At 65.9% G+C, this 22,620-nt stretch carries 23 protein-coding genes and 2 tRNA genes; 7 read left to right on the forward strand and 18 right to left on the reverse strand.

The genetic code is table 11. The features are described 5' to 3' along the window. Positions 1 to 118: 118 nt before the first annotated feature. The 3 genes from OG874_RS24335 to leuC all read right to left on the reverse strand — a co-directional run bounded on the left by OG874_RS24335 (position 119) and on the right by leuC (position 3,134). A complete protein-coding gene (locus OG874_RS24335; RefSeq protein ID WP_330249451.1) occupies positions 119 to 781 on the reverse strand; it encodes an HU family DNA-binding protein in 663 nt (220 codons plus the stop codon). A gap of 156 nt (positions 782 to 937) precedes the next feature. Beyond that, complete coding sequence (gene leuD, locus OG874_RS24340) at positions 938 to 1,546, reverse strand: 3-isopropylmalate dehydratase small subunit (RefSeq protein WP_330249452.1); 609 nt, start codon at positions 1,544 to 1,546, stop codon at positions 938 to 940. Positions 1,547 to 1,712: 166 nt separating this feature from the next. After that, entirely contained in the window at positions 1,713 to 3,134 is a 1,422-nt protein-coding gene (gene leuC, locus OG874_RS24345) for a 3-isopropylmalate dehydratase large subunit (protein ID WP_330249453.1), read from the reverse strand. A gap of 149 nt (positions 3,135 to 3,283) precedes the next feature. Between leuC and OG874_RS24350 the strand changes: the two genes are divergently transcribed. From OG874_RS24350 to OG874_RS24360, 3 genes are all read left to right on the forward strand, one after another. Further along, positions 3,284 to 3,985, forward strand: a complete 702-nt coding sequence (locus OG874_RS24350) for an IclR family transcriptional regulator (RefSeq protein ID WP_330249454.1) — start codon at positions 3,284 to 3,286, stop codon at positions 3,983 to 3,985. 34 nt (positions 3,986 to 4,019) lie between these two features. Next, complete coding sequence (locus tag OG874_RS24355; protein ID WP_330249455.1) at positions 4,020 to 4,520, forward strand: PPOX class F420-dependent oxidoreductase; 501 nt, start codon at positions 4,020 to 4,022, stop codon at positions 4,518 to 4,520. Positions 4,521 to 4,653: 133 nt separating this feature from the next. Beyond that, complete coding sequence (locus tag OG874_RS24360; RefSeq protein WP_330249456.1) at positions 4,654 to 4,848, forward strand: DUF5302 domain-containing protein; 195 nt, start codon at positions 4,654 to 4,656, stop codon at positions 4,846 to 4,848. 357 nt (positions 4,849 to 5,205) lie between these two features. Here the strand turns inward: OG874_RS24360 and OG874_RS24365 are convergent. From OG874_RS24365 to OG874_RS24380, 4 genes are all read right to left on the reverse strand, one after another. Then, positions 5,206 to 5,278, reverse strand: a tRNA-Glu gene (locus tag OG874_RS24365). 142 nt (positions 5,279 to 5,420) lie between these two features. Then, positions 5,421 to 5,492: transfer RNA gene (locus OG874_RS24370), tRNA-Gln, on the reverse strand. Between the two features lie 167 nt (positions 5,493 to 5,659). Further along, the gene (gene gltX, locus OG874_RS24375; protein WP_330249457.1) at positions 5,660 to 7,132 is read right to left on the reverse strand and encodes a glutamate--tRNA ligase; all 1,473 of its coding nucleotides are present in this window, start codon (positions 7,130 to 7,132) and stop codon (positions 5,660 to 5,662) included. A 14-nt stretch (positions 7,133 to 7,146) separates the two neighbouring features. Beyond that, positions 7,147 to 7,920: a fumarylacetoacetate hydrolase family protein gene (locus tag OG874_RS24380; RefSeq protein WP_330249458.1), complete on the reverse strand. Its 774-nt coding sequence runs from the start codon at positions 7,918 to 7,920 to the stop codon at positions 7,147 to 7,149. 253 nt (positions 7,921 to 8,173) lie between these two features. On the opposite strand from OG874_RS24380, the gene OG874_RS24385 reads away from it, so the two are divergent. Together OG874_RS24385 and OG874_RS24390 are read left to right on the forward strand one after the other, a co-directional pair. After that, positions 8,174 to 9,355, forward strand: a complete 1,182-nt coding sequence (locus tag OG874_RS24385) for an MFS transporter (protein WP_330249459.1) — start codon at positions 8,174 to 8,176, stop codon at positions 9,353 to 9,355. A gap of 746 nt (positions 9,356 to 10,101) precedes the next feature. Continuing rightward, entirely contained in the window at positions 10,102 to 10,578 is a 477-nt protein-coding gene (locus tag OG874_RS24390) for a hypothetical protein (protein ID WP_330249460.1), read from the forward strand. A gap of 315 nt (positions 10,579 to 10,893) precedes the next feature. Here the strand turns inward: OG874_RS24390 and OG874_RS24395 are convergent, their stop codons facing one another. From OG874_RS24395 to OG874_RS24420, 6 genes are all read right to left on the reverse strand, one after another. Beyond that, positions 10,894 to 11,901: a 3-isopropylmalate dehydrogenase gene (locus OG874_RS24395; RefSeq protein ID WP_330249461.1), complete on the reverse strand. Its 1,008-nt coding sequence runs from the start codon at positions 11,899 to 11,901 to the stop codon at positions 10,894 to 10,896. Positions 11,902 to 12,074: 173 nt separating this feature from the next. Continuing rightward, positions 12,075 to 13,691, reverse strand: a complete 1,617-nt coding sequence (gene serA, locus OG874_RS24400) for a phosphoglycerate dehydrogenase (protein WP_330249462.1) — start codon at positions 13,689 to 13,691, stop codon at positions 12,075 to 12,077. Positions 13,692 to 13,938: 247 nt separating this feature from the next. Beyond that, the gene (locus OG874_RS24405) at positions 13,939 to 14,163 is read right to left on the reverse strand and encodes a hypothetical protein (RefSeq protein ID WP_330249463.1); all 225 of its coding nucleotides are present in this window, start codon (positions 14,161 to 14,163) and stop codon (positions 13,939 to 13,941) included. 250 nt (positions 14,164 to 14,413) lie between these two features. Then, positions 14,414 to 15,913 (reverse strand): hypothetical protein, encoded by a 1,500-nt coding sequence (locus tag OG874_RS24410; RefSeq protein ID WP_330257397.1) that lies wholly within the window; start codon positions 15,911 to 15,913, stop codon positions 14,414 to 14,416. Positions 15,914 to 15,958: 45 nt separating this feature from the next. Further along, positions 15,959 to 16,450 (reverse strand): nitroreductase/quinone reductase family protein, encoded by a 492-nt coding sequence (locus tag OG874_RS24415; protein WP_330249464.1) that lies wholly within the window; start codon positions 16,448 to 16,450, stop codon positions 15,959 to 15,961. Between the two features lie 236 nt (positions 16,451 to 16,686). Continuing rightward, positions 16,687 to 17,181: a winged helix-turn-helix transcriptional regulator gene (locus OG874_RS24420; RefSeq protein WP_330249465.1), complete on the reverse strand. Its 495-nt coding sequence runs from the start codon at positions 17,179 to 17,181 to the stop codon at positions 16,687 to 16,689. A gap of 116 nt (positions 17,182 to 17,297) precedes the next feature. Between OG874_RS24420 and OG874_RS24425 the strand changes: the two genes are divergently transcribed. Then, positions 17,298 to 17,603, forward strand: coding sequence for a hypothetical protein (locus tag OG874_RS24425; RefSeq protein ID WP_330249466.1), 306 nt, complete (start codon positions 17,298 to 17,300; stop codon positions 17,601 to 17,603). Here the strand turns inward: OG874_RS24425 and OG874_RS24430 are convergent, their stop codons facing one another. Together OG874_RS24430 and OG874_RS24435 are read right to left on the reverse strand one after the other, a co-directional pair. After that, entirely contained in the window at positions 17,604 to 17,807 is a 204-nt protein-coding gene (locus OG874_RS24430) for a cold-shock protein (protein ID WP_040693519.1), read from the reverse strand. 362 nt (positions 17,808 to 18,169) lie between these two features. After that, positions 18,170 to 18,979: a TetR/AcrR family transcriptional regulator gene (locus OG874_RS24435; RefSeq protein WP_330249467.1), complete on the reverse strand. Its 810-nt coding sequence runs from the start codon at positions 18,977 to 18,979 to the stop codon at positions 18,170 to 18,172. Positions 18,980 to 19,080: 101 nt separating this feature from the next. Here OG874_RS24435 and OG874_RS24440 point away from each other — a divergent pair, with 101 nt between their 5' ends. Continuing rightward, a complete protein-coding gene (locus OG874_RS24440) occupies positions 19,081 to 19,764 on the forward strand; it encodes a hypothetical protein (protein WP_330249468.1) in 684 nt (227 codons plus the stop codon). Here OG874_RS24440 and OG874_RS44820 read toward each other — a convergent pair. From OG874_RS44820 to iolB, 3 genes are all read right to left on the reverse strand, one after another. Next, on the reverse strand, positions 19,745 to 19,852 hold the full coding sequence (locus OG874_RS44820; protein WP_442943089.1) for a VOC family protein: 108 nt from the start codon (positions 19,850 to 19,852) through the stop codon (positions 19,745 to 19,747). The genes OG874_RS24440 and OG874_RS44820 overlap by 20 nt on opposite strands. A 61-nt stretch (positions 19,853 to 19,913) precedes the next feature. Beyond that, positions 19,914 to 21,749, reverse strand: a complete 1,836-nt coding sequence (gene iolD / locus OG874_RS24445) for a 3D-(3,5/4)-trihydroxycyclohexane-1,2-dione acylhydrolase (decyclizing) (RefSeq protein WP_330249469.1) — start codon at positions 21,747 to 21,749, stop codon at positions 19,914 to 19,916. Continuing rightward, positions 21,740 to 22,576: a 5-deoxy-glucuronate isomerase gene (gene iolB, locus OG874_RS24450; protein WP_330249470.1), complete on the reverse strand. Its 837-nt coding sequence runs from the start codon at positions 22,574 to 22,576 to the stop codon at positions 21,740 to 21,742. The genes iolD and iolB overlap by 10 nt, the downstream gene beginning before the upstream one ends. Positions 22,577 to 22,620 lie beyond the last annotated feature (44 nt).

Here is a 22,620-nt window from a genome sequence, read left to right on the forward strand (position 1 = left end):
CGAACCCCGGGGCCGTTTCGAGCCGGTACAGCAGGCGATTCCGCTTAGCGGAGCCGAATCACCCGGCGGTGCTAAATCTTCGGCCGCAGGCGTACGGCGTCGGATCAACCGTCGAGCGTCAGCGAGCGCGGCGAGCCGGAGCCTTCTTGGCCGCGGTCTTCTTCGCGGGCGCCTTCTTGGCGACGGTCTTCTTGGCGGCGGTGGTGGTGGTCTTCTTGGCCGCCGTGGTCTTCTTGGCCGCCTTGACCGGAGCCTTCTTGGCGACGGTCTTCTTGGCGGGCGCCTTCTTGGCGACCGTCTTGGTGGCAGTTGCCTTGCGGGCGGTCGTCTTTGCCGGTGCCTTCTTCGCGGCCTTCTTGGCCGTCGTCTTGGCAGGCGCCTTGGTGGCGGTCGCCTTCTTGGCGGCGGTCTTCTTCGCCGCGGTCTTCTTGGCGGCCGCCTTCTTCGCGGCCACCGGCGCATTCGCGCCGCGCTTGACGGCAGGGCCGCTCGCGGTCAGCTTCTGCTTCCCCGCGATGACGGCCTTGAACTGCGCGCCCGGACGGAACGCGGGCACCGAAGTGGGCTTCACCTTGACGGTTTCGCCGGTACGCGGGTTCCGAGCAACGCGAGCCGCACGCTTACGCTGTTCGAACACACCGAATCCGGTGATTGTGACGCTTTGACCCTTGTGCACCGCGCGCACGATGGTGTCGACCACATGCTCGACTGCCGCGGTGGCCGTGCGCCTGTCCGTACCCAACTTTTCGGTCAGAACGTCGATCAGTTCCGCCTTGTTCATTGAATCCTCCGCAGACTAATGGCCCGTCGTCGGACCGACTAGGTACCACGGTAAACCCACTTTGGGCAAGAGTCTATGTGCCACGCCAAAATTCATGTGGTTTAGCACACGCCCAGCTACCGCCCCAAGGCGCGCACAGCTATCTGTACTGGGTGATTACGCCTGCGAAATATGTGCCGGGAGGGTAGTGGGTTTCCAAGTTGGCCTTGCCTTTTCGAACTCACCGATGACGTCACTGCGCCGCAGGGTGAGCCCGATGTCGTCCAATCCTTCGAGCAGACGCCACCGGGTGTAGTCATCAATATCGAACGGCAACACGGCGGTTCCGGCCGTCACCGTGCGCGCCGAGAGGTCTACAACCAATTCGAGACCGGGCTGTTCCTCGAGCAACTTCCAGAGCATTTCGACATCGTTCTGTGACATCTGCGCGGCCAGTAGACCGCCCTTGCCCGCATTGCCGCGGAAGATGTCGGCGAAGCGCGACGAGATGACAACCCGAAAGCCGTAGTCCGACAGCGCCCATACGGCGTGTTCGCGGGAGGATCCGGTACCGAAGTCCGGACCGGCCACCAGCACACTGCCCCGGTTATAGGGCTCGTTGTTCAGAATGAAGTCCGGATCCGATCGCCAAGCTGCGAACAGTCCGTCCTCGAATCCTGTGCGCGTCACTCGCTTCAGGTACACGGCCGGAATGATCTGATCGGTGTCGACATTGGATCGGCGCAGCGGCACTCCGATCCCCTTGTGGACGGTGAAGGCTTCCATTGCTTGATTCTCCTGGGTCAATAGGCGATTTGGGGCTGATCGTTTAGCGGCCTACAAGCAGTCGCTACGGCCGTTTCGAGCGATCTGCAGACAGAGTTCTACGGGCTGGTTGTTTCGAGCTACGCAGCGACGATTCCGCGCGGGCACAACAGCGCCCGCGCGCGGATCAGTCCAGATCGGCGGGTGCGGACAGGGTGCCACGGACCGCCGTCGCGGCCGCTACGAGCGGGGAAACCAGGTGCGTACGGCCACCTTTGCCCTGCCGCCCCTCGAAGTTGCGGTTCGAGGTCGAGGCGCAGCGCTGACCCGGCTCGAGCTGATCGGGATTCATTCCCAAGCACATCGAGCAGCCCGCCTGCCGCCATTCGGCGCCCGCCGCGATGAAAATCGCACCCAGTCCTTCTTTTTCCGCCTGTGCGCGCACCCGCATAGATCCCGGTACAACCAACATTCGCACCCCGTCGGCGACCTGGCGTCCCTGCAAAATCCCGGCCACAGCACGCAAATCCTCGATGCGCCCGTTGGTGCACGAACCGACGAATACGGTGTCGACCGACACGTCCCGAAGCGGAGTTCCCGGCTCCAAATCCATGTATCGCAGCGCTTTCTCCGCCGACTCACGCGCCGTCTCGTCGGCAATCTGCGCCGGATCGGGCACCGTCGCCCCCAGCGGCACACCTTGTCCCGGGTTCGTGCCCCAGGTGACGAACGGGGTCAGCGCGCTGGCATCGATGTGCACCTCGGCGTCGAAACTCGCGCCCTCGTCGGTCTTCAGCGCCTCCCAGGCGGCCACTGCGGCATCCCAGTCGGCTCCCTGCGGCGCGTGTGGGCGGCCACTGAGGAATTCATAGGTGGTTTCGTCAGGCGCGATCATGCCCGCCCGCGCACCCGCCTCGATCGACATGTTGCAGATGGTCATTCGAGCCTCCATCGACATGGCCCGAATGGCCTCGCCGCGGTACTCGAGCACATAGCCCTGACCGCCGCCGGTGCCGATCTTGGCGATGACCGCCAGAATCAGGTCTTTACTCGTGACACCGGGCGGCAATTGGCCATCGACGGTGATCGCCATCGTCTTGAACGGGCGCAGCGAGAGGGTCTGGGTGGCAAGGACATGCTCGACCTCACTGGTGCCGATCCCCATCGCCAGCGCGCCGAACGCGCCGTGGGTGGAGGTGTGGCTGTCACCGCACACCACCGTCGTGCCCGGCTGCGTCAAACCCAGCTGCGGCCCGACGACGTGCACGATGCCCTGATCCAGATCACCCATCGGATGCAGGCGCACACCGAATTCCGCGCAATTGCGGCGCAGGGTGTCGACCTGGGTGCGCGAAATCGGGTCGGCGATCGGCTTATCTATATCGATCGTCGGGACATTGTGGTCCTCGGTCGCGATCGTGAGATCTGGACGGCGTACGGGACGTCCGGCGGCGCGAAGTCCGTCGAAGGCCTGCGGGCTCGTGACTTCGTGTACGAGATGCAGATCGATGTAGATCAGATCGGGCTCACGCGAGGCGCCTTCGCCCTGTCCGCGGGCGACGACGTGCTGCTCCCACACCTTCTCGGCCAGTGTGCGGCGCTCGGCCATTCTCGATCACCTTTCCGACGAGCAACCGGTTCACGCGATCTGGGCTGAGGGCGCGCCACCGGCTGCACAATTTATTGACTGTTCGACGCGTCCGGAGCGCGAGGGCTCGTAAGTGGCTTTCTCAGTATCCGAGACGCTAATATCGTTCTATGAGACAGCATAGCGGTATCGGCGTCCTCGACAAAGCGGTGTCAGTGTTATATGCCGTCGCGGAGCACCCCTGCGGTCTCAACGAGCTGTGCACCCGCACCGGACTACCCCGCGCCACCGCACACCGCCTGGCCGTCGGCCTCGAGGTACACCGACTGCTGGCTCGCGACAACAACGGTCAGTGGCGACCCGGCCCGGCCCTCGCCGAACTGGCCGCGGGCGCCACCGATCCACTGCACGAGGCCGCCGCCGCCATTCTGCCGCGCCTGCGCGAGATCACCGGCGAGAGCGTCCAGATCTACTGCCGCGACGGCAATGCGCGGATCTGCATCGCCGCCCTGGAGCCGCCCGTCGGGCTGCGCGACACTGTCCCGATCGGGTCGCGCTTGCCGCTCACCGCGGGATCCGCGGCCAAGGTGCTGCTCGCCTGGGCCGATCCGGAACTGCAGCGCACCATCCTGACCGACGCGGTATTCGGCGAGCGCGCCCTGGCCGAGGTCCGCAAGCGCGGCTGGGCACAGAGCGCGGCCGAGCGGGCCAGCGGTGTGGCCAGTGTCTCCGCGCCGGTTCGCGATGCCGCGGGCCACGTGATCGCGGCCGTCTCGGTCTCGGGCCCGATCGATCGCATGGGCCGCAGGCCCGGCGCACGATGGGCGGCCGACCTGGTCGCCGCCGCGGACGCGCTACACAAGAGGCTGTAACACGTTCCAGTTCGAGCATCTAAGGTTGGTGCGCATGGGAGTAAACCAACGGGCGAAGATCGTCATGTCCGAGGCCGAGATCACCGATTTCCTGGTGCGCAGCCGCATTGCCACCCTGGCCAGCATCGGCCCCGACGGCCGACCGCACCTGGTCGCCATGTGGTACGCCCTGATCGATGGCGAGCTGTGGTTCGAAACCAAGGCGAAATCGCAGAAGGCAGTGAATTTGCGCCGCGACCCGCGCATCACCTGCATGCTCGAAGCGGGCCAGACCTACGACCAACTGCGCGGCGTCTCCATCGAAGGCCACGCCGAGATCATCGATGATCCGGACAAGCTGTACGCGGTCGGCGTGAGCGTCTGGGAGCGCTACACCGGCCCTTACAGCGAAGAGGTCCGGCCATTCGTCGAGCAGATGCTCAACAAGCGCATCGCCATCCGCGTCGTCCCGGATCGCCTGCGCAGTTGGGACCATCGCAAACTCGGCATGTCGCAGATGCCGGTCGGCGGGACCACCGCGCAACCACTGGACTAGATCGCACCACGCTGGCGATATCGAACTGACACACCGCACCCCCGCGCAGTAGCGTCAACCCTGTTCGACCCGAATCGGCAGCGCGACGACGCCCTTTGGCGCGGTGCGCGGTCGCGACGACGAGGAGCAGATGATGGCGGAAGCGGATAGTTCCAACGGCAGTGCCGACTCGAGCGCTGAAGAGGTCAAGCGCAAGTTCAAGGAAGCCCTGGAGCGCAAGAACCAGCACCACGCCAAGTCGAACGATCATATGGATGGACGATCCAAGGCATCTTCGGCGCACGGCAACGCCAGCCACAAGCGGGAGTTCCGTCGCAAGAGCGGATAAAAAGAGCGGATAAATAGAATCTGCGGCTACACAAAGGCCCTCCGGCTGACCGCCTGGAGGGCCTTTCGCGTGTTCGTGGAGGCTCTGGCTGCCCGACGCAGGTTCGCCCTGCCCGACGAGGCACGCGCGAGGATGCTGGGGGCACACTCATGAACTCGGTCACATCTGTGCGACTGCGCCGTGGGCGGACATGGGGCACCGGTGGACTCGGTCACACCCGCGCGACTGCGCCCTGGGCGGACATGGGGGTCCGGGGGCGAAGCCCGCCGGGCGGGGTGTGGGGGTTGCACCCCCACAAGACATTGCGAAACAAGAAACGGCTCATGCTCTCCATGAGCATGAGCCGTGCATCTTGTGTAGCCCCGACGGGATTCGAACCCGCGCTACCGCCTTGAGAGGGCGGCGTCCTAGGCCGCTAGACGACGGGGCCAGGACTAGATCTCCTCCATTCGGAGGGCGATCTTTCCGGTGTGTGGAAGCTCGGTTAGCTTAGCGGACCGAAGCTCGGCGACCAAATCGCCGGATGCTGAACAACTTTCGGTCACGAACCGAGAGACGACCAACATTCTCCGCTGGGGTACCAGGACTCGAACCTAGAATGGCTGAACCAGAATCAGCTGTGTTGCCAATTACACCATACCCCAATGACCAGGACATTCGACCTCGTGTCCGGCTGACCCGAGGCCCTGTTCCGAGCCGAGAAGTAGAGTACCAAACCGCATACGGTTAACTACAAATCGGCTGGTCAGAACCCTGTTTTTCGGTCAAAGCCCGCGCGCGGCCGCTTACCGGTCGCGCGCGAGGCCATGACTCAGGCAGTGGCGGTCCACTCCCGCGCCGAACGCAACCGATCCAGACTCGTCTGCCGGCCGAGTAGTTCCAGCGACTCGTACAGCGGCGGGCTGATATGCGAACCCGTCACCGCCACTCGCACAGGTGCGAACGCCTTACGCGGCTTGAGCCCCAGATCATCGATGAGCGCGGTTTTGAGCGCATCCTCGATGGCGGGGGTGGTCCAGGCCGGCAAAGGCTCGAGCGCGGCAATGGCGGCGTCCAATACCGACGTGGCTTCCGCGCCGAGGTTCTTCGCCCCCGCCGCCGGATCAATCGCGAACTCTTCGGCCGGCGCGAACAAGAAACGCAGCAGATCCCACGCGTCGGACAACACCACGATCCGGGTCTGCACGAGTTCGGCGGCCGCGGCGAACAACTTATCGTCGATGTCGGCGCCGATGTGGCCGTGTTCGGTCAGGAACTCACGCAAGCGGTGCGCGAAATCCCCCGGCTCCAGCAATCGGATGTGTTCACCGTTGAGCGCGTCCGCCTTCTTCTGGTCGAAACGTGCGGGATTCGAATTTACTTTCGAGATATCGAAGGCCGCTACCATCTCCGCCATAGAGAACACATCGTGATCATCGGCGATGCTCCAGCCGAGTAGCGCCAGGTAATTCAGCAAACCCTCCGGGATGAATCCCCTATCCCGATGGACGAACAGATTCGACTCCGGATCGCGCTTGGACAACTTCTTGTTGCCCTGCCCCATCACGAACGGCAGATGACCGAACTCCGGAGTGAACTCCGCGACACCGATCCGCCGCATAGCCGCATAGAGCGCGATTTGACGAGGAGTGGAGGAGAGTATGTCTTCCCCGCGCAGCACATGGGTGATCTTCATCAATGCGTCGTCGACCGGGTTTACCAGCGTATAGAGCGGATCGCCATTACCGCGAGTGAGTGCGAAGTCGGGCACAGTACCCGCTTTGAAGGTGGTTTCACCGCGCACCAGATCATGCCAAGTGATGTCCTCGTCGGGCATCCGCAATCGGATTACCGCCGGGCGTCCGGCATCACGATAGGCCTCGATCGCCTGGGGGGTGAGGTCCCGGTCGAAGTTGTCGTAGCCGAGCTTGGGGTCGCGGCCCGCGGCGCGGTGGCGCGCCTCGACTTCTTCGGGCGTGGAGAAGGATTCGTAGGCCTCACCGGCCGCCAGCAACTTCCGCACGACCTCCATATGCAGCTCGCGCCGCAGCGACTGCCGGTACGGCTCATAGGGTCCGCCGACCTCCGGGCCCTCGTCCCAAGTGAGGCCGAGCCAGCGCAGCGCGTCCAGGATCGCCCGGTAGGAGTCCTCGGAATCGCGTGCGGCATCGGTGTCTTCGATGCGGAAGACGAACTTGCCGCCTAGGTGGCGGGCGTAGGCCCAGTTGAACAGCGCCGTCCGGATCAGGCCGACGTGCGGCGTGCCGGTCGGTGACGGGCAGAAGCGGACCCGTACTTCAGTCATGGCTCTCTTTTCGATTAGCGCTTGGCGGCAACAGGATTGGTGAGGGTTCCGATCCCCTCGACGGTCACGGACACGTTCTGCCCCGCCTGCAGCGGGCCGACGCCCTCCGGGGTGCCGGTGAGGATGACGTCACCGGGCAGCAGGGTCATGACGGTGGTGATCCACTCGATGAGCTTCGGAATATCGTGCAGCAGAAGCGAAGTGCGGCTGCGCTGGCGGACCTCGCCGTCGAGTTCGGTGACGATCTCCAGATCCGAAGGGTCCAGCGAGGTTTCGATCCACGGGCCGAGCGGGCAGAAGGTGTCGTAGCCCTTGCCGCGGGTCCACTGCCCGTCGTGACGCTGCTGATCCCGCGCGGTCACGTCATTGGCGGCGGTGTAGCCGAGCACCACATCCAGCGCACGAGCGGCAGGCACATCCTTGCACGGGCGGCCGATGACGATCGCCAGCTCGCCCTCGTAGTCGACCTGGGAAGAGCTGGGTGGCAACACGATCGGCGCGTTCGGACCGACGATCGAGGTGCTCGGCTTCATGAAGATCACCGGATCCGCGGGCGCGACCCCGCCCATTTCGGCCGCGTGCGCGGCGTAGTTCTTGCCGATGCAGACAACTTTGCTGGCCAGAATCGGTGCGAGCAGGCGGACATCGGCCAGCGGCCAACTTCGCCCGGTGAATGTCGGAGTACCGAACGGGTGTTCCGCGATCTCCTTGGCGACGCTCGCGCTCCCCTCCCCTTCGATGCTGACGAAAGCGACCCCATCGGGACTGGCAATTCGACCTAGACGCATGACCGGCAGTCTATCGACCCCCGTCGACCTGCTCGAACGCGCCCGACCGAGCGGTCCGGTACAGCGCCGATCGTTTCAACGGACCCGCGCCGGCGGATCACCACCGCGGGATCGGTGTGCCCGGAAACCGCTGGGGTGTGAGCAGTTCGACAGCGCAGCCGCCGAATCCGCTCGACCACTGGGTGTACGGTAAGGACCGATGTTCATCCAGTGAGAAGTGATTCTCATATTCTGAGATTTCGAGGTGAGGTCGATGGCTACTGACGTGACGCAGATACGCGACGTCCGACGGTGGTCCATGCTCGGCCTCGGCGTCTTCGCGCAATCCTCCAGCGCCGTATTCATCCACGGGGTCCCATTCCTACTGCCCGCGCTGACCGCCGACGGCATGCCGCTGGCTACCGCCGGAGTACTGGTGGCCATGCCCACGGTCGGGATTGTGTGCACGCTGATCGCCTGGGGTTATGTGGTGGACCGGATCGGCGAGCACAAGGTGCTGGTCGCCGGCCCATTGCTGATGTTCGTCGCGGGCGTCGCGGCAGCTATCGCCTCGAATTACCTGCTGCTCGGCGCATTGCTTTTCCTGGGCGGTGTCGGCGCGGCCAGCACCAATGGCGCGAGCGGGCGGGTGATCGTCGGCTGGTTCCCGCCGCATCGACGCGGGCTGGCCATGGGGATCCGGCAGACCGCGCAACCCCTGGGCGTCGGCATCGGCGCGCTGAGTATTCCGGCGGTGGCGGCCGCGCACGGCATCGCGGCGGCCATCCTGGTGCCCGCGATCATGGCGGGAGTCGCCGCACTGGGTTGCTTGATCGGGATCGTCGATCCGCCGCGGCCCGCGGGTGCGGCGGCGGATCGGGCCAATCCCTATCGCGGCGATTCCACGCTGTGGCGCATCCACGCGGTGTCGGTACTGCTGTGCGTTCCACAAGGCACCGTATGGACATTCGCATTGTTGTGGTTGCATAGTGACGTTGGCTGGTCGCTGCCCGTCGCGGGCGCTTTGGTCACCGGAACCCAAATCCTCGGCGCCGCAGGGCGAATCGGCGCGGGCGCATGGTCGGATCGCGTCGGCAGCCGACTGGGACCGCTGCGCACCGTCGCCATCGCCGCCGTAATCGCCATGGCCGCCTTGGCTTTGGCGGCATGGACACAGGCCTGGTGGGCCGCGATCCCGCTGCTGGTCGCCGCATCGGTCATCACGGTCTCCGATAATGGCCTGGCCTTCACCGCGGTCGCCGAAATCGCCGGGCCCTACTGGAGTGGGCGCGGGCTCGGCATTCAGAACACCGGCCAGAACCTCGCAATGGCAGTCATCCCACCGGCTTTCGGTGCATTGATCACCGCGAGTGGGTTCGCCTCCGCGTATCTGCTGGCCGCCGTGCTGGCGGTGGCCGCCGTGCCACTGGTACCCACGGATCGACGATCCGAATAACGGCCCCTCACGAATTCGCGCCCGCCCCATCACGTGGTGGCGGGCGCGAACCGTTCGGGTGCGAACTCAGCACCCCGCGCCACCATGATCCATCCTCGATTTCAGGACAACGCAGCTCACTCGCCCCCATCGGCTCCGAAGCCTTTTGCGCCGTAGACAAGTGGCCGGCTTGCGCTCGAATCGACAGCAGCCGCCCCACTACCGCCACACCGCCACCGACGTTGCCGGACCCAGGCAGTCCGGGGCGCTGGGCTGATCGCCCACAGCGGCCGACCACTCTCGCCGACGATGTCCAACCTCGAATTCGACGACCGGGCAGCCCATTCGGCCCGCCCCGACTCCGAAGCCCTTCGCGCTGCGCACAAGTGCCCGGTTAACGCTCCAGTCGACAGCAACTGCCCCACGCCTGCCGCATGGTCACCAACGTCGCCGGACCCACGCGGTCCGGAACGCTGAGCTGATCCCACAGCGGCCGACCACTCTCGCTGGTGATGTCCATTCTCGAATTCGACGACTGGGCAGCCCATTCGGCCCGCCTCTGCTCCGAAGCCCTTCGCGCTGCGCACAAGTGCCCGGATCACGCACCGATCGACGGCAACAGTCCATAACGGCCACACGCTCAGCGAGCTTGCCGGATAGGTGACGCAGTACGGCAGGCGAAGCTGATTGCCCAACAGGGGACACGTCCGCCAGCCGCATGTAAATCCAGCCTTGACAACCTGGCCGCGTCAAGCCAGGCTTTACATATGCCCGATGAACAGCGCATCGACCCACAGGACGAACGGACGATGCTCGGAAAGTTGTTGTCCGCCAACGCCGACTTGGTGGTTGGCGTGCTGCGCCCGGAAGAGGGGCGGCCGAGCGTACCGGTGCTGGCCGCGCTCACCGCGACCCGTAACCTCAGCCGCCTCGTCGACGACATTCTGCACACCCTGGCCCGGCAAAGTCGCGAGGAAGGCCATACCTGGGCCGAAATCGGCGACCTGCTCGGCACCTCCCGCCAAGCGGCCTTCCAACGCTTCAGCGGCCCAATGCCCCCAACGGGCCCCTTCCCCGCACCCCCGATCCCACCGAATCCCCCTGCCCCACCGAATCCCCCGGCCCCACCCGGATTCCCCACTCCGCCAAGCCCGCCCATGCCCGGCGCACCCATGCCACCCACCATGCCGACACCCCCCGGTATGCCGACGCCGCCCAACCCGCCGACCCCGCCCACCCGCTAGTCGCAATCCCGAATCCCCCACCAGCACAGGGAATATCCATGCCCACAAACCCCGACCCCATACCTCACCCACCCTGCAAATTTCTCGATCGGCGAGTGTGATCGAGCGTCACTCGAGTGGACGGAATGTGTTGCGGTACAGCGCATCCGGCCGAACGCACCGCTCAGAAGTCAAGCAGTTCGGCGGGGTCGAAACTCACCCGGAAGGTCCGATCCGCCTCGATGTCGGCGGCAAATGCCAATGCATCATTGATGCCCACGAGCCCCCCGGGGGTCCGCGCTCGGTTCAAGCGCGGACGCCCGGAAGATACTGCTGTCAGACCGCCGCGGCGATCCGATCCCCGACCTCGACGGTCGAGGCGGCACCGGTGCGCGAGGCGAGATCCTCGGCTACTGCGGCCTCGATACGAGCTGCCGCATCGGTATTGCCGAGATGGTTGAGCAGCAATGAAACCGACAGGATCGCGGCCGTCGGGTCGGCCTTGGACTGGCCCGCGATATCGGGCGCACTGCCGTGCACCGGCTCGAACATGCTCGGGTTGGTCCCAGAAGCGTCGATATTGCCGCTGGCCGCCAGGCCGATGCCACCGCTGACCGCCGCCGCCAGATCGGTGATGATGTCGCCGAACAGGTTGTCGGTGACGATCACATCGAAGCGGCCCGGATCGTTCACCATGTGGATGGTCGCGGCGTCGATGTGTTGGTAGGCGGTCTGCACCTGCGGGAACTCGACCGCGACCTCGTTCACCGTGCGCTGCCACAGCGAACCGGCGAAGGTCAGCACATTGTTCTTGTGCACCAGGGTCAGGTGCTTGCGGCGGGCCTGCGCCTTGGCGAAGGCGTAACGCACGACGCGCTCGATGCCGAAGCGGGTGTTGGTGCTGACCTCGGTAGCGACCTCGTGCGGGGTCTGCACCCGGATCGCGCCGCCGGTTCCGGTGTAGGGACCCTCGGTGCCCTCGCGCACGACCACGAAGTCGATATCCGGATTGCCGGCCAGCGGACTGGTCACGCCCGGGTACAGCTTCGACGGGCGCAGGTTCACGTGGTGATCCAACGCGAAGCGGGTGCGCAGCAGCAGTCCACGCTCGAGCACACCGCTGGGCACCGATGGATCGCCGATCGCGCCGAGCAGGATCGCGTCGTGCTGCTTCAGCTCGGGCAGCACCGAATCCGGCAGGATCTCACCGGTCGCGTGGTAACGGCGGGCGCCCAGGTCGTATTCGGTCGTCTCGACCCCCGGCTGCACCACATCGAGCACCTTGAGCGCCTCGGCGATGACCTCGGGACCGATGCCGTCACCGGCGATAACAGCAAGCTTCATGACAACAATGCTCCGTTCATTGTCGACCGGATCATGCCGGGCGATCAGCACCGTCACGTTACTAGGTGCCTGGTCGCGGGCGGTCACCGGGCGGATACGCCGCGCGCCGCCACCTGCTGGTGACGGCGCGCCTTGTGATCAGATGCGCCCGAGACGGCCCGGGCGCCGGACGATCAGAACAGGTCGACCAGGACGATCTTGGCGGCGCCGACGGATTCGGCGATCGCGCTCTGGACGTCGGCGGGAACTTCGCGGTTCACCCGTAGAACCACGGTCGCGCCTTCCTTGTCCACATCCTGGCTCAGCTGGGCAGCGAGGATATCGATCTCGGCCTCGCCGAGCTTGGTGCCGATCTTGCCGAGCGCACCCGGCCTGTCGTCGTAGTTCAGCACGGCCAGGTTCAGGCCCTCGGCGCGCATATCGTAGTTGCGGCCGTTGATGTTGACGATCTTCTGCACCTGCTGCGGCTCGGTCAGCGTGCCTGCCACGTTCAGGGTGCGGCCGTCGCCGAAGACCGCGCGCAGGTCGACCACGCTGCGATGGCTCGGGCTCTCCGAAATCTTGGTGACCTCGGCGGTGATGCCGCGATCCTTGGCCAGCGCGGGTGCGTTGACGAAGGTGACCGCCGGGCCCTGCCCGTTTTCAGCCTCGACCAGCGCCGAGAAGATGCCGCGCAGCGCCGAAAGCTCCAGCACCGCGACATCTTGCGCGGCCAGCTCGCCGCGCACCTGCACCTCGACGCTGACCGGCAGCTCGCTGGACTGCGCGCCGAGCAGGGCACCCTGCTTGCGCACGATCTCCAGCCACGGCGCGACCTCGTCGTTGACCGCACCACCGGTCACGTTCACCGCGCCGGGCACGAATTCGCCGGCCAGCGCCAGCAGCACGGACTTCGCGACATCGGTGCCCGCCCGGTCCTGCGCCTCCGAGGTGGACGCACCGAGGTGCGGGGTCACCACGACCTGCGGCAGGTCGAACAGCGGGCTGTCGGTGCACGGCTCGGTGGCGAATACGTCCAGGCCCGCGCCGCGCACGTGGCCGGACTTGATGGCGTCGGCGAGCGCCTGCTCGTCGACCAGCCCGCCGCGCGCGGCGTTGACGATGATGACGCCCGGCTTGGTCTTGGCGATGGCTTCCTTGCCGATGATGCCCTTGGTCTCCGGGGTCTTCGGCAGGTGCACCGAGATCAGGTCGGCGCGCTCGAGCAGTTCGTCCAGGCTCAGCAGCTCGATGCCGAGCTGGGCGGCGCGGGCCGGGGAAACGTAGGGGTCGTAGGCGATCACCTTGGTTTCGAAGGCGGCCAGGCGCGCGGCGAACAGCTGGCCGATGCGGCCGAGGCCGACGACGCCGACGGTCTTGTCGAAGATCTCGACACCATTGAACTTGCTGCGCGCCCAGGTGCGCTCGCGCAGGGTGGCGTCGGCGGCCGGGATCTGGCGGGCCGCGGCCAGCAGCAGCGTGACGGCGTGCTCGGCGGCGGTGTGGATGTTGGAGGTGGGCGCGTTGACGACCATGACGCCGCGTTCGGTGGCCGCGGGCACATCGACATTGTCGAGGCCGACACCGGCGCGGGCGACGATCTTCAGGTTCTTCCCGGCCTCGAGCACCTCGGCGTCGACGGTGGTCGCCGAGCGGACGAGTAGTGCGTCCGCCTCGGGCACCGCGGCGAGCAGTGCCGGGCGGTCGGGGCCGTCGACCCAGCGAACCTCGACACCGTCACCGAGCGCGTCGACGGTCGACTGGGCGAGCTTGTCGGCGATCAGAACAACAGGACGGCCTGCTTGGCTCACTGTGGGGTACTCCTGGGAGGAAAGGGGTCGGCAATTACCGCCAACCAGCTTAGTTGGGCCGGAATCCGCTGCGCTCTACCCCCCGGTAGGCACCCGCCGTCAACTTCGTGGTGCCGCCACGAGCGGTCGGTTCGCGATGACCCGAACATGACGGAAGGCCCCACACCAGAGGTGCGGGACCTTCCCTCGTCTCGCGCCGCGACGGCGACGCTCGGCGCGGTCGAATTCAGTCGACCGGGAGGTTCACTCAGCCGCCGAAGGAACCCGTCCACAGGGTGTTGAAAATACCGTGAAAAGCAGCGCTACCGGTCGAGAACAGGCCGTTCAGGGCAGCGGAACCGGTGTCGATGATAACGGGGATCATGAAATTTCCTCTTCGTCGAAAACAAATCCAGTCGAACTGGCTGACACATGGCACATCGGGGCCGGAACAAATCCGGTTACGGATTTTGTGATGATAGTGATGCAGCACACACGATCGTTTCAGTTGTGATCTGGACAACTGACCAGCATGGCCTTGATCAGGCAATACGTGTCCATCCCAGGTCAGAAGCACTTTTTCGTGCTGTAATTAGCACCGCAAACGACACTCCCTAAGAAATCTCTGAGAGAATGCCTGAAACCCTCCGAGACCCAATCGAGATAGGTCTCGTAAACTCCGATTCCCGGACCATTTCGGACATATACGACAGGATTGCCGCCGATCGAGCGGGGCAGCGGTGTTATTCCGCGCGATACGTCAGGTACGGCCGGGCCAGGATCAGCGCGACGGCGAGCACGGCGCTGCCGAAATAGACCGGAAGCAGATGGATGAACGCGGTGTAGTGGATGAAGAAGTGGATCACCAGCGCACTGGCCGATCCGGCGACGGTCGCCCCGAGCAGCGTCCACCACACCCAGGCCTCGCCCTGCCGCCAGCCCCAGAGCCCGAGCAGCACGATCGCCACTGCCGTTGCCATCAGCGCGCCGCCGAATCCGGCGCGATCGTGGGCGATGAACGGCAGCAGGTGCGGGTTGGCGGCCCGCAGGGTCGCGGCGTCGGTGTGCATGAACTGCAGATCCGTCGGGACGAACACCACGGTGAGCCCGACGGTCGAGATGACAACACCGCCGATGAACACGCCGACACCTACCGCGACCATCAGCAGCTGACCCACCAGAGCGCGCCGGCGAACCTGTTCCGGGCACTCCGGTGGCACCGTCCAATGCGGTCTGGTCGGCTTATGCCATACCGCGAGCAGGAACATGGGGAACAGCACCACCGCCACCGCCACGTGCAGCGGTTCGACGAAGCCGATCACCAGGAAGTAGAACAGCGTCGGGAATCCGATCAGCCCGGACAGTAGATACGCGTTGCGCGCCCAGACCCGGCCCAGCCGAATCCCGCCCCACGCCAGACCGGTGTACAGCGCGCCGATGGCGATCATGTTGCCCGCCATGGTGATTCGATCGTGCTGTAGGAAATGCACCAGGTGGTGGTTGATCTCGTGCAGTCCGTCGACATCGGTGCCGAGATAGTCGCGGTCGTACCAGAGCAGCACCGGGCCCAAAGTGATTGCCGCCGCGCCGATTCCGGCGACGATCATGCCGATGCCGACGAGCAGGCCCCAGCACCAGGCGGGCCACCGGCGTGGGTCGAGCGGAACGTCGCGCAGGTTCGGCGGCGGTGGTGCGGTTGGTTGCGCCGCCTCGATGACCCGGTTGAACCAGCTCGGCCCGGCGGCGATCAGGACCTCGGGTGTCGCGAGCACCATGCCGACCGGGTCCGCCAGGGCCGTCACCGCGGCGGCGATATCGGGTTCGGTCAGGTAGCGCCGGTCGACGGGTTCGCCGACGATCACCTCGTCCACGTGGGACTCCAGCTCGACGCCCACCTCAGCATCGGTGACGAGCGCGATCACGCGACACCGCCGCTCGCGGGCAGCGGTACGCACCTTCTCGACATCATCACGTCCAACCGGCCCGACTTCGACCACTCCGGCCCCCTGCACCGGCAGCACCCGGATCGCGTCGCGCGCGACCTCGACCGGAACCGTCGCCCCGAACCGCTCGGCCCACTCGGCGGGCAACTCCGGATGGTCGAACGCCCGCGCGATCACCCGCCCACCACCCGGCAGCGCAACCAGACCGCCGAGCAATCGCAACGCCAGTCGCTGCGCGCGTCGCTCCCCGACCACAGCATTCGCCATCGGACGCAACGGGTGATAGGTCCAGTCCGGCACGTCACCCATCGTCACACACCCGACCGGCGTCCCGCGCGACCGCAGTTATCGCGGCAACACGTCGGTTTCGACGAGAAAGACCGGATGTGTGCGTGCCGCGCGATCAAAGTCGGCGAGCGGTGCGTCCACCTCGAGATCCAGGTACGGCAAAACGAAGAAGCGCCGATACAAGCGGACGATAGGCCGCGGTATTCCGGGCGGCCCTGCCCGAACCGCACTCCGCAGCACCGGCGCGGCCGCATCGATCGGCAGTTCCGCAGCACGGATCGACTCGACCCGCCGACCGCGCCGCAATGTCGCGGCACCATGCGCGGCGCGCAGATTGCGCACCCAGTTGACGACACCGTAGGACGCGACCAGATACCGCTTACCGTCGAAACCGAAGACGGCAAGCGGGGTTTCGATGGTCCGCCCGCTCTTGCGGCCGCGCACGCCGAGCACGGCGAAGGTGCCGATCGGCACCCCGACTCGCACCAGCCACGCGGTGATCCGATTGCTGATCCGCACCAGCGCCCCGACGTGGTACTGCTTGGCCATACTTCGATGGTCCGCGCCCCCTCCGCCGCGGGCAACCTCCGCGAAACGGGCGGTCGCGGCCGAGTTCGATCGTGTGGCGGATGCTTTCCCGAAGACACCGGATCGCGATCTCGATCGTCTGCGTGAGATCACCGCCGCTTTCTTCCGCAAGGAATCGCTGGTGGCCGGAAATGGGCGGCAGCGCCTCGGGACTCGCCCGCGCTGGGGCGGTGATCACGTCGCAGCCCAGCGCCGCGCTATGACTCGGCGACTGCCGATGCGTAGGCCTGGGCCAGTCGTTCGGTCGCTGTGAGCTGGTCGGGATTCGGTCGCGGGATCCCGAGGTGGGACTCTCGCAGCTCGTCCATGAACTCGGCCCACAGCTGCGGGCCGCCCTGCTCCAGCAGTTCGGCGCGCACGCGCAGGCGTTTGGTCGTCGGCCGATGCCGCAGCCCCCACGCGCCGAGCTGCGCCATGATCGGCACCAGCTGGATCGCGGGCTCGGTCAGCCGGTACTCGGCCTTCTGACCCGGACGGGTGTCCTCGCGGCTGAGCAGTCCGGCCGCGACCAGGCGCTTGAGCCGATCCGAGAGGATATTCGACGCGATCCCCTCCTCCGATCCGGCCAGCAGCTCGCGGAAGTGGCGGCGGTTACCGAACATCACGTCGCGCAGCACCAGCAGCGTCCACCGATCGCCGATCACCTCGATGGTCGCGTTGATCGGGCAACCCGAGCGTCCGTCGTCGCGCATGTGGTGCTCCTTCGCCAGCAAAAAGTTCCGAACTACTGATTGCAATATACAACCAGTTGCGGCTACGCTGCCCACAAGCGATTGCAAAATGCAATCAGATCAGAAAAGAGCGGATCATGGCCGAGTTGCGCGTACACAACCTCGCGATCTCCCTGGACGGATACGTCGCGGGCCCCGACCAGGGACCCGACAACCCGATCGGTGCGGGCGGTATGCGCCTGCACGAGTGGGTGTTCGCCAGCCGATACGGCCGCGAGATGAGCGGCGCAGAAGGCGGCACGGAAGGCGTCGACAACGACTACCTCACCGCGGGTGATGAACGAATAACGTCACCTTCACCAAGATCGGCTGAACTACCCCCGGAAACGCGAAGAGGCTCGCACCCCCTGCCGGGTGCGAGCCTCCCAATAAGTCACGCTTGATCAGATAGCGCGGACGTCCTGGGCCTGCGGACCCTTCTGGCCCTGGCCGATCTCGAACTCCACGCGCTGGCCCTCTTCGAGGGACCGGAAACCCGAGCCGGAAACGGCCGAGTAATGCACGAAGACGTCAGGGCCGCCTCCGTCTTGAGCGATAAAGCCGAAGCCCTTTTCGCTGTTGAACCACTTCACACTGCCTTGAGCCATGTTCTTTACTTCTTACTTCCTGTTGATGAGCCGAGCAGATCACTTCGATGAGCCCGGTCTCGTGATCAACAATGCCATCATCCGACAAATCCGGCCACATACAGCAGCGGCGACTGTGAGCAAACTGACGTTCGTTCGGCGCTGTGGTCGCCGCCTCCAGCGGCATTCCGCAAGGGCCCGCTACCCTGATCCCGCTGCGGCTCAGCTCGACACATCGGCCGGTCAGGGCACATTTCCGGCAACCGGGAACTACCCGGGCGGCCACCCAGCAACCGCCCGCACACAGACGCGGTGCGAGAACCCTAAGAATGTGCAAAGAAAATACGCCCGCCCTAGGATTCATGCATCCTAAACGGTTGGTTTCATGACCGCGACGAGTTCGCTCGGCGAATCGAGGCCGCGACACCGTCGAGGACGAGTTCGAGACCGAAGGTGAAATCGGCGTCCGGCTCCTCGGGCGCGACCTCGAAGACGTTCGAGGCGAACAGCTGGGCCGCGTCCGGGAATCGGTCCGGGTCGACGAGCCGGACCAGATCGCGGCCGTAGTTCTGCTCGACCTGGGTTTGGTCGAGACCCGCTGCGCGACTGCCCTGTTCGAGTTCGCTGGCCAAGCTGAAGGCCTGGCGAACATATCCGCTGACCACCGTGATCACGCCGATTTTGGCGGCCCAGTCCAGATCGGTGTCACGCAGGTTGCGCAGGCCCGCGTCCATCCAGGCGATGGCGTTCGGGCCGCGCGGCGGGCCGGTGGTCGGCAGCTGGGTCAGCCAGGGACGACGCTGGAAGATCGCTCGTTGCGCCGAGGCCCAGCGACGCAGACCGGTGCGCCAATCCCCTTGCGGGCCTGTCTGTTCGGCGTACTCGGCCGGACCGAAACCCAAATCGGACATCAGCACGATCAGTTCGTCCTTGGAGCCGATGTAGCGGTACAGCGACATGGGCGTGACGTGCAAGGCCGCGGCGATCTTCGGCAAGGTCGCGCCGGGCAGGCCGTGCTGGTCGGCGAGCGCCACGGCCATGCCGACGACGCGGTCCACGTCGAGCTCGGCGGGGCGGCCGAGGCGCGTGCCGCTCGGCAGACGCCACAGCCGGACGAGCTGGTCGGGCAGCTTCGGTGCGACCATGGTTCGAACAGCCTCCTCGCAGGTCACCGGGTCGACGAACTTTAGCATTCGACTTATAGTATAAGTCATATACTATCTAGGGCAGACTCCCGAGTCGACGGAAGTCCCCGCTCTCGCCGCAGTAGGCGGCCCTCGGAAAGCGAGAACATATGGACGCCAACGCCGTACAGCGCACCGCCGGGATCACGGGACTGGTCGCGGCCATCCTGATGCTGGTCGAGTTGCCGCTGTATTTCGTCTACGACGGAGCGCCGCCGGACTCGAATGTGTTGACCCGCAGTCTGTTCGGCCTGCTCGGTTTGACGCTGCTCATCGTCTTCATCTCGGGCCTCGGGTACCTGCTGCGGCAGACCGCGTACGAATGGGCGGGCGGGCTCGCCGCGACGGCCGGATTGCTCTGGCTGGCAGTCGAATTCGTATCGTTGGGGCTCGAGGTCGGTGCGGTGATCCAGTCACCCGAACCGATCGATCCGACCATTGCGGTCAGCGGCACCTACATCCTGTACGGAACGGTTTCGCGACTGCCGCAAGCCTTGTTCATGGGGACGGTGGGATTCGTGGTGCTGCGGGCCGCTGTGCTGCCGCGCCGGATCGGCTGGTCGGCGGCGGTGCTCACGGTGATCAACCTCGCGTTCGTGCCGTCGCTGTTCTTCGGGAATACGCCGGCGAACTTCTATGCGGCCAATGGGTGGGGCACGACCGCGACAATGGGCGGGATCACCATGCTGTGGTTCCTGGCGGTGGGAATCAGCATGGCGCGCCGTCGGTCACCCAGCCCCGCCATGGTGCCCGGCACACCGGCCCACCTTGTAGCTAGCCGACGAACTGCATGAGGGTCAGGACGTTGCCGTCCGGATCGCCGAACCAGGCGATCTTAGCGCCGCCCGGGATGGTCCACACGCCGTCGGTGTCCTGGTCCATGCCGTCGTAGCGATGGAATTCGACACCGCGTGCCGTCAGGTCGGCGATGGTGCCGTTGATGTCAACTCCGTAGATACCGGACCTGAGCGGATTTCGATTCCTCGTACGCCGACCTGCCCGACAGGTGCGCAGGCACACCGACCTCCCACCAGGCTCCGGCCTCGGTCCACGAGGACGGTTGGGTGCGGACCACCAGGACCGCCGGGCGGGATTCGGCGACGGCGGCGGCACGGGCCCGCGCGTACGCGGTGCGGAATTCGTCGAGGTCGCCGGCGGTGAAGACCGCGCAGCCCAAGGATCGGGCGTGGCCGGCGAAGTCGACCCGGGGCGGTCGCTCGTGGTTGCTGCGGCAGTTGGCATAGAAGTTGTTGAACGGTTCGCCGCCCTGTCCCTCCTGGAGGCGGGCGATGACCGCGTAGCCATCGTTGTCGCAGACGACAGCCACGAACGGGTGCCCGGCGAAGGACGCGGAGAAGAGCTCGGAGTTCAGCATCAAGTAGGAGCCGTCGCCGAGCATGGTGGTGACCAGGCCCTCGGAGTGCGCCATCGCCGCACCCCACGCGCCCGCGAGTTCGTATCCCATACAGGAGAATCCGTACTCCACGTCCATCGTGGGGACGCCGCCGGTGGCGCGCCAGCCGCCGATGAGCTCACCGGGCAGGCCACCGGACGCGGTCATCACATAGTCGTTCGGCTCGCTCGATTCGTTGACTACACCGACGACTTGGGCATAGCTCGGCGTACCGGGGGTCGGGGCGCGGAGCTTGTCGATATGGGCATCCCAGGTGCTGCGCAGCCCGGCGGATCGCGCCGTCCATTCGCTGTCGACTCGCCAATCCCCGAGGTACTCAGCGAGATCCCGCACGACGGCGTCCGCGTCGCCGACTACCGCGAGGGCACCGTGTTTGACGGCGTCGAAGCGTGCCGCGTTGATGGTGACCAGCCGAGCGTCGTTCGCGAATACCGTCCACGACGCGGTGGTGAAGTCCTGCAGTCGAGTTCCGATGGCCAGCACCAGATCCGCCGCCGCGGCCATCGCGTTGGCCGACGCCGAACCGGTGATGCCGAGCGGACCGGAGTGCAGCGGGTGGTCGTGCGGTACAAGTGTGCGGCCCGCGGTGGTTTCGGTCAGCGGAATACCGTGCCGCTCAGCGAATTCCACTATGCGAGAGCCCGCACCCGAATAGCGGACACCACCACCGAGCACCAGCAGCGGCCGCTGCGCGGTGCGCAGAGCTTCGGCGGCTTCGGCGAGGACGCGTAAATCCGCGCGGGGCCGCGAGATTCGGTGTACGACCGGTTCGAACAGGGCCGCTGGGAAGTCGTAGGTCTCCGCTTGCACGTCCTGGGGCAATGCCACGGTGACCGGACCCGTATCGGCCGGGTCGGTGAGGACGCGAGCGACCTGGGGCAGGGTGGCGATCAATTGTTCTGGGCGCGTGATGCGGTCGAAATACCGGCTGACCGCGCGAAAGGCGTCGTTCGCCGTGCGGGTGCCGTCATCGAAGTGCTCCACCTGCTGCAGCACCGGATCCGGTGCGCGGCTGGTGAAGGTGTCGCCCGGAAGCAGTAGTAGCGGAAGGCGATTCGCGTGCGCGACGCCTGCCGCGGTGACCATGTTCAGCGCACCGGGGCCGATCGAGGACGTCGCGACACCGACCTGGCGGCGGTGCGTTGCCTTGGCCAAGCCGACGGCCGCCAGGGCCATGCCTTCCTCGGTGTGCCCGCGCCACACCGGGATATCGGATTCCTGGAGCGCGGTGCCGAGGCCGAGGACGTTGCCGTGGCCGAAGATCGCGAAAACCGCCGGGAACAACGGTACTTCGCGTCCATCCAGGGTTTCCGAACGCTGGGCGGCCAACCAGGTCACCAGCGCCTGCGCCGTGGTCAGCTGCATGCGCACCGTCCTTCGTGGTTGGTGACCGGGCAGCGCGGGTCGGTCGGCTGGTCGACCCAGGTGTCGCGCACCCAGCTGTGTGCGGGGTCATCGCAGAAGGCCATCGACCGCTCGGGCGCCGGGCCCGCGAGCACGTTCAGGTAGTACATCGGGTAACCGGGTGCGGCGATGCACGGTCCGTGATAGCCGTGCGGCACCAGGAAGACATCGCCGTCACGCACGGCGACGTTCTCATTCAGCGTGCCGTCGGCGGTGTAGGTCCGGTGCAGGCCGAAACCCTCGCGGGACGGGGTGATTCCGTCGCGCCCGGCGATGCGGAAGTAGTAGAGCTCCTCGTTGATCACCTCGCAGTCGCTCGCCTCGTCGTGCTTGTGCGGCGGATAGGACGACCAGTTGCCGCCCGGAGTGATCAGTTCACAGGCGTTGAGTTTGTCGGCGTGGTCCCAACTTCCGGGTGTGCCGAAGTTGGTGACCTGCCGGGTCGCCGGACCCGCGCCGCGCACCTCGACCGGAACCTTCTCGGCCGGGCCGTATCTCGGCTCCAAACGCCGGGTGCAGCGCGCCATCGGCAGCGCCACTTCGAGGTCGACGGCGGTGGAGATTTCGACATCGGCGTCGCGCGGGACGTAGGCGAAGTCGGTGACGCGCGCGAAAACCGAGTCGCGGCCGTCCAATTCGAACGTCATGCCGTCGACGCGGATCGTGCATGAGCCCTGCAGCGGCAGCACGAAGGCCTCGTACTCGCCGGTGCTGATTGTCCGTGCTTCGCCTGCGGCCAGACGAAGGACGCGCAGGCCGGTGTAGGCGCATCCCGCGTCTTCGGACATCAGCCGAATCGGATCGGGCCCGTCGCGTAATGTCCCATCGGGGC

Origin of the sequence: Nocardia sp. NBC_00565, assembly GCF_036345915.1 — a bacterium.
GTDB lineage: Bacteria > Actinomycetota > Actinomycetes > Mycobacteriales > Mycobacteriaceae > Nocardia.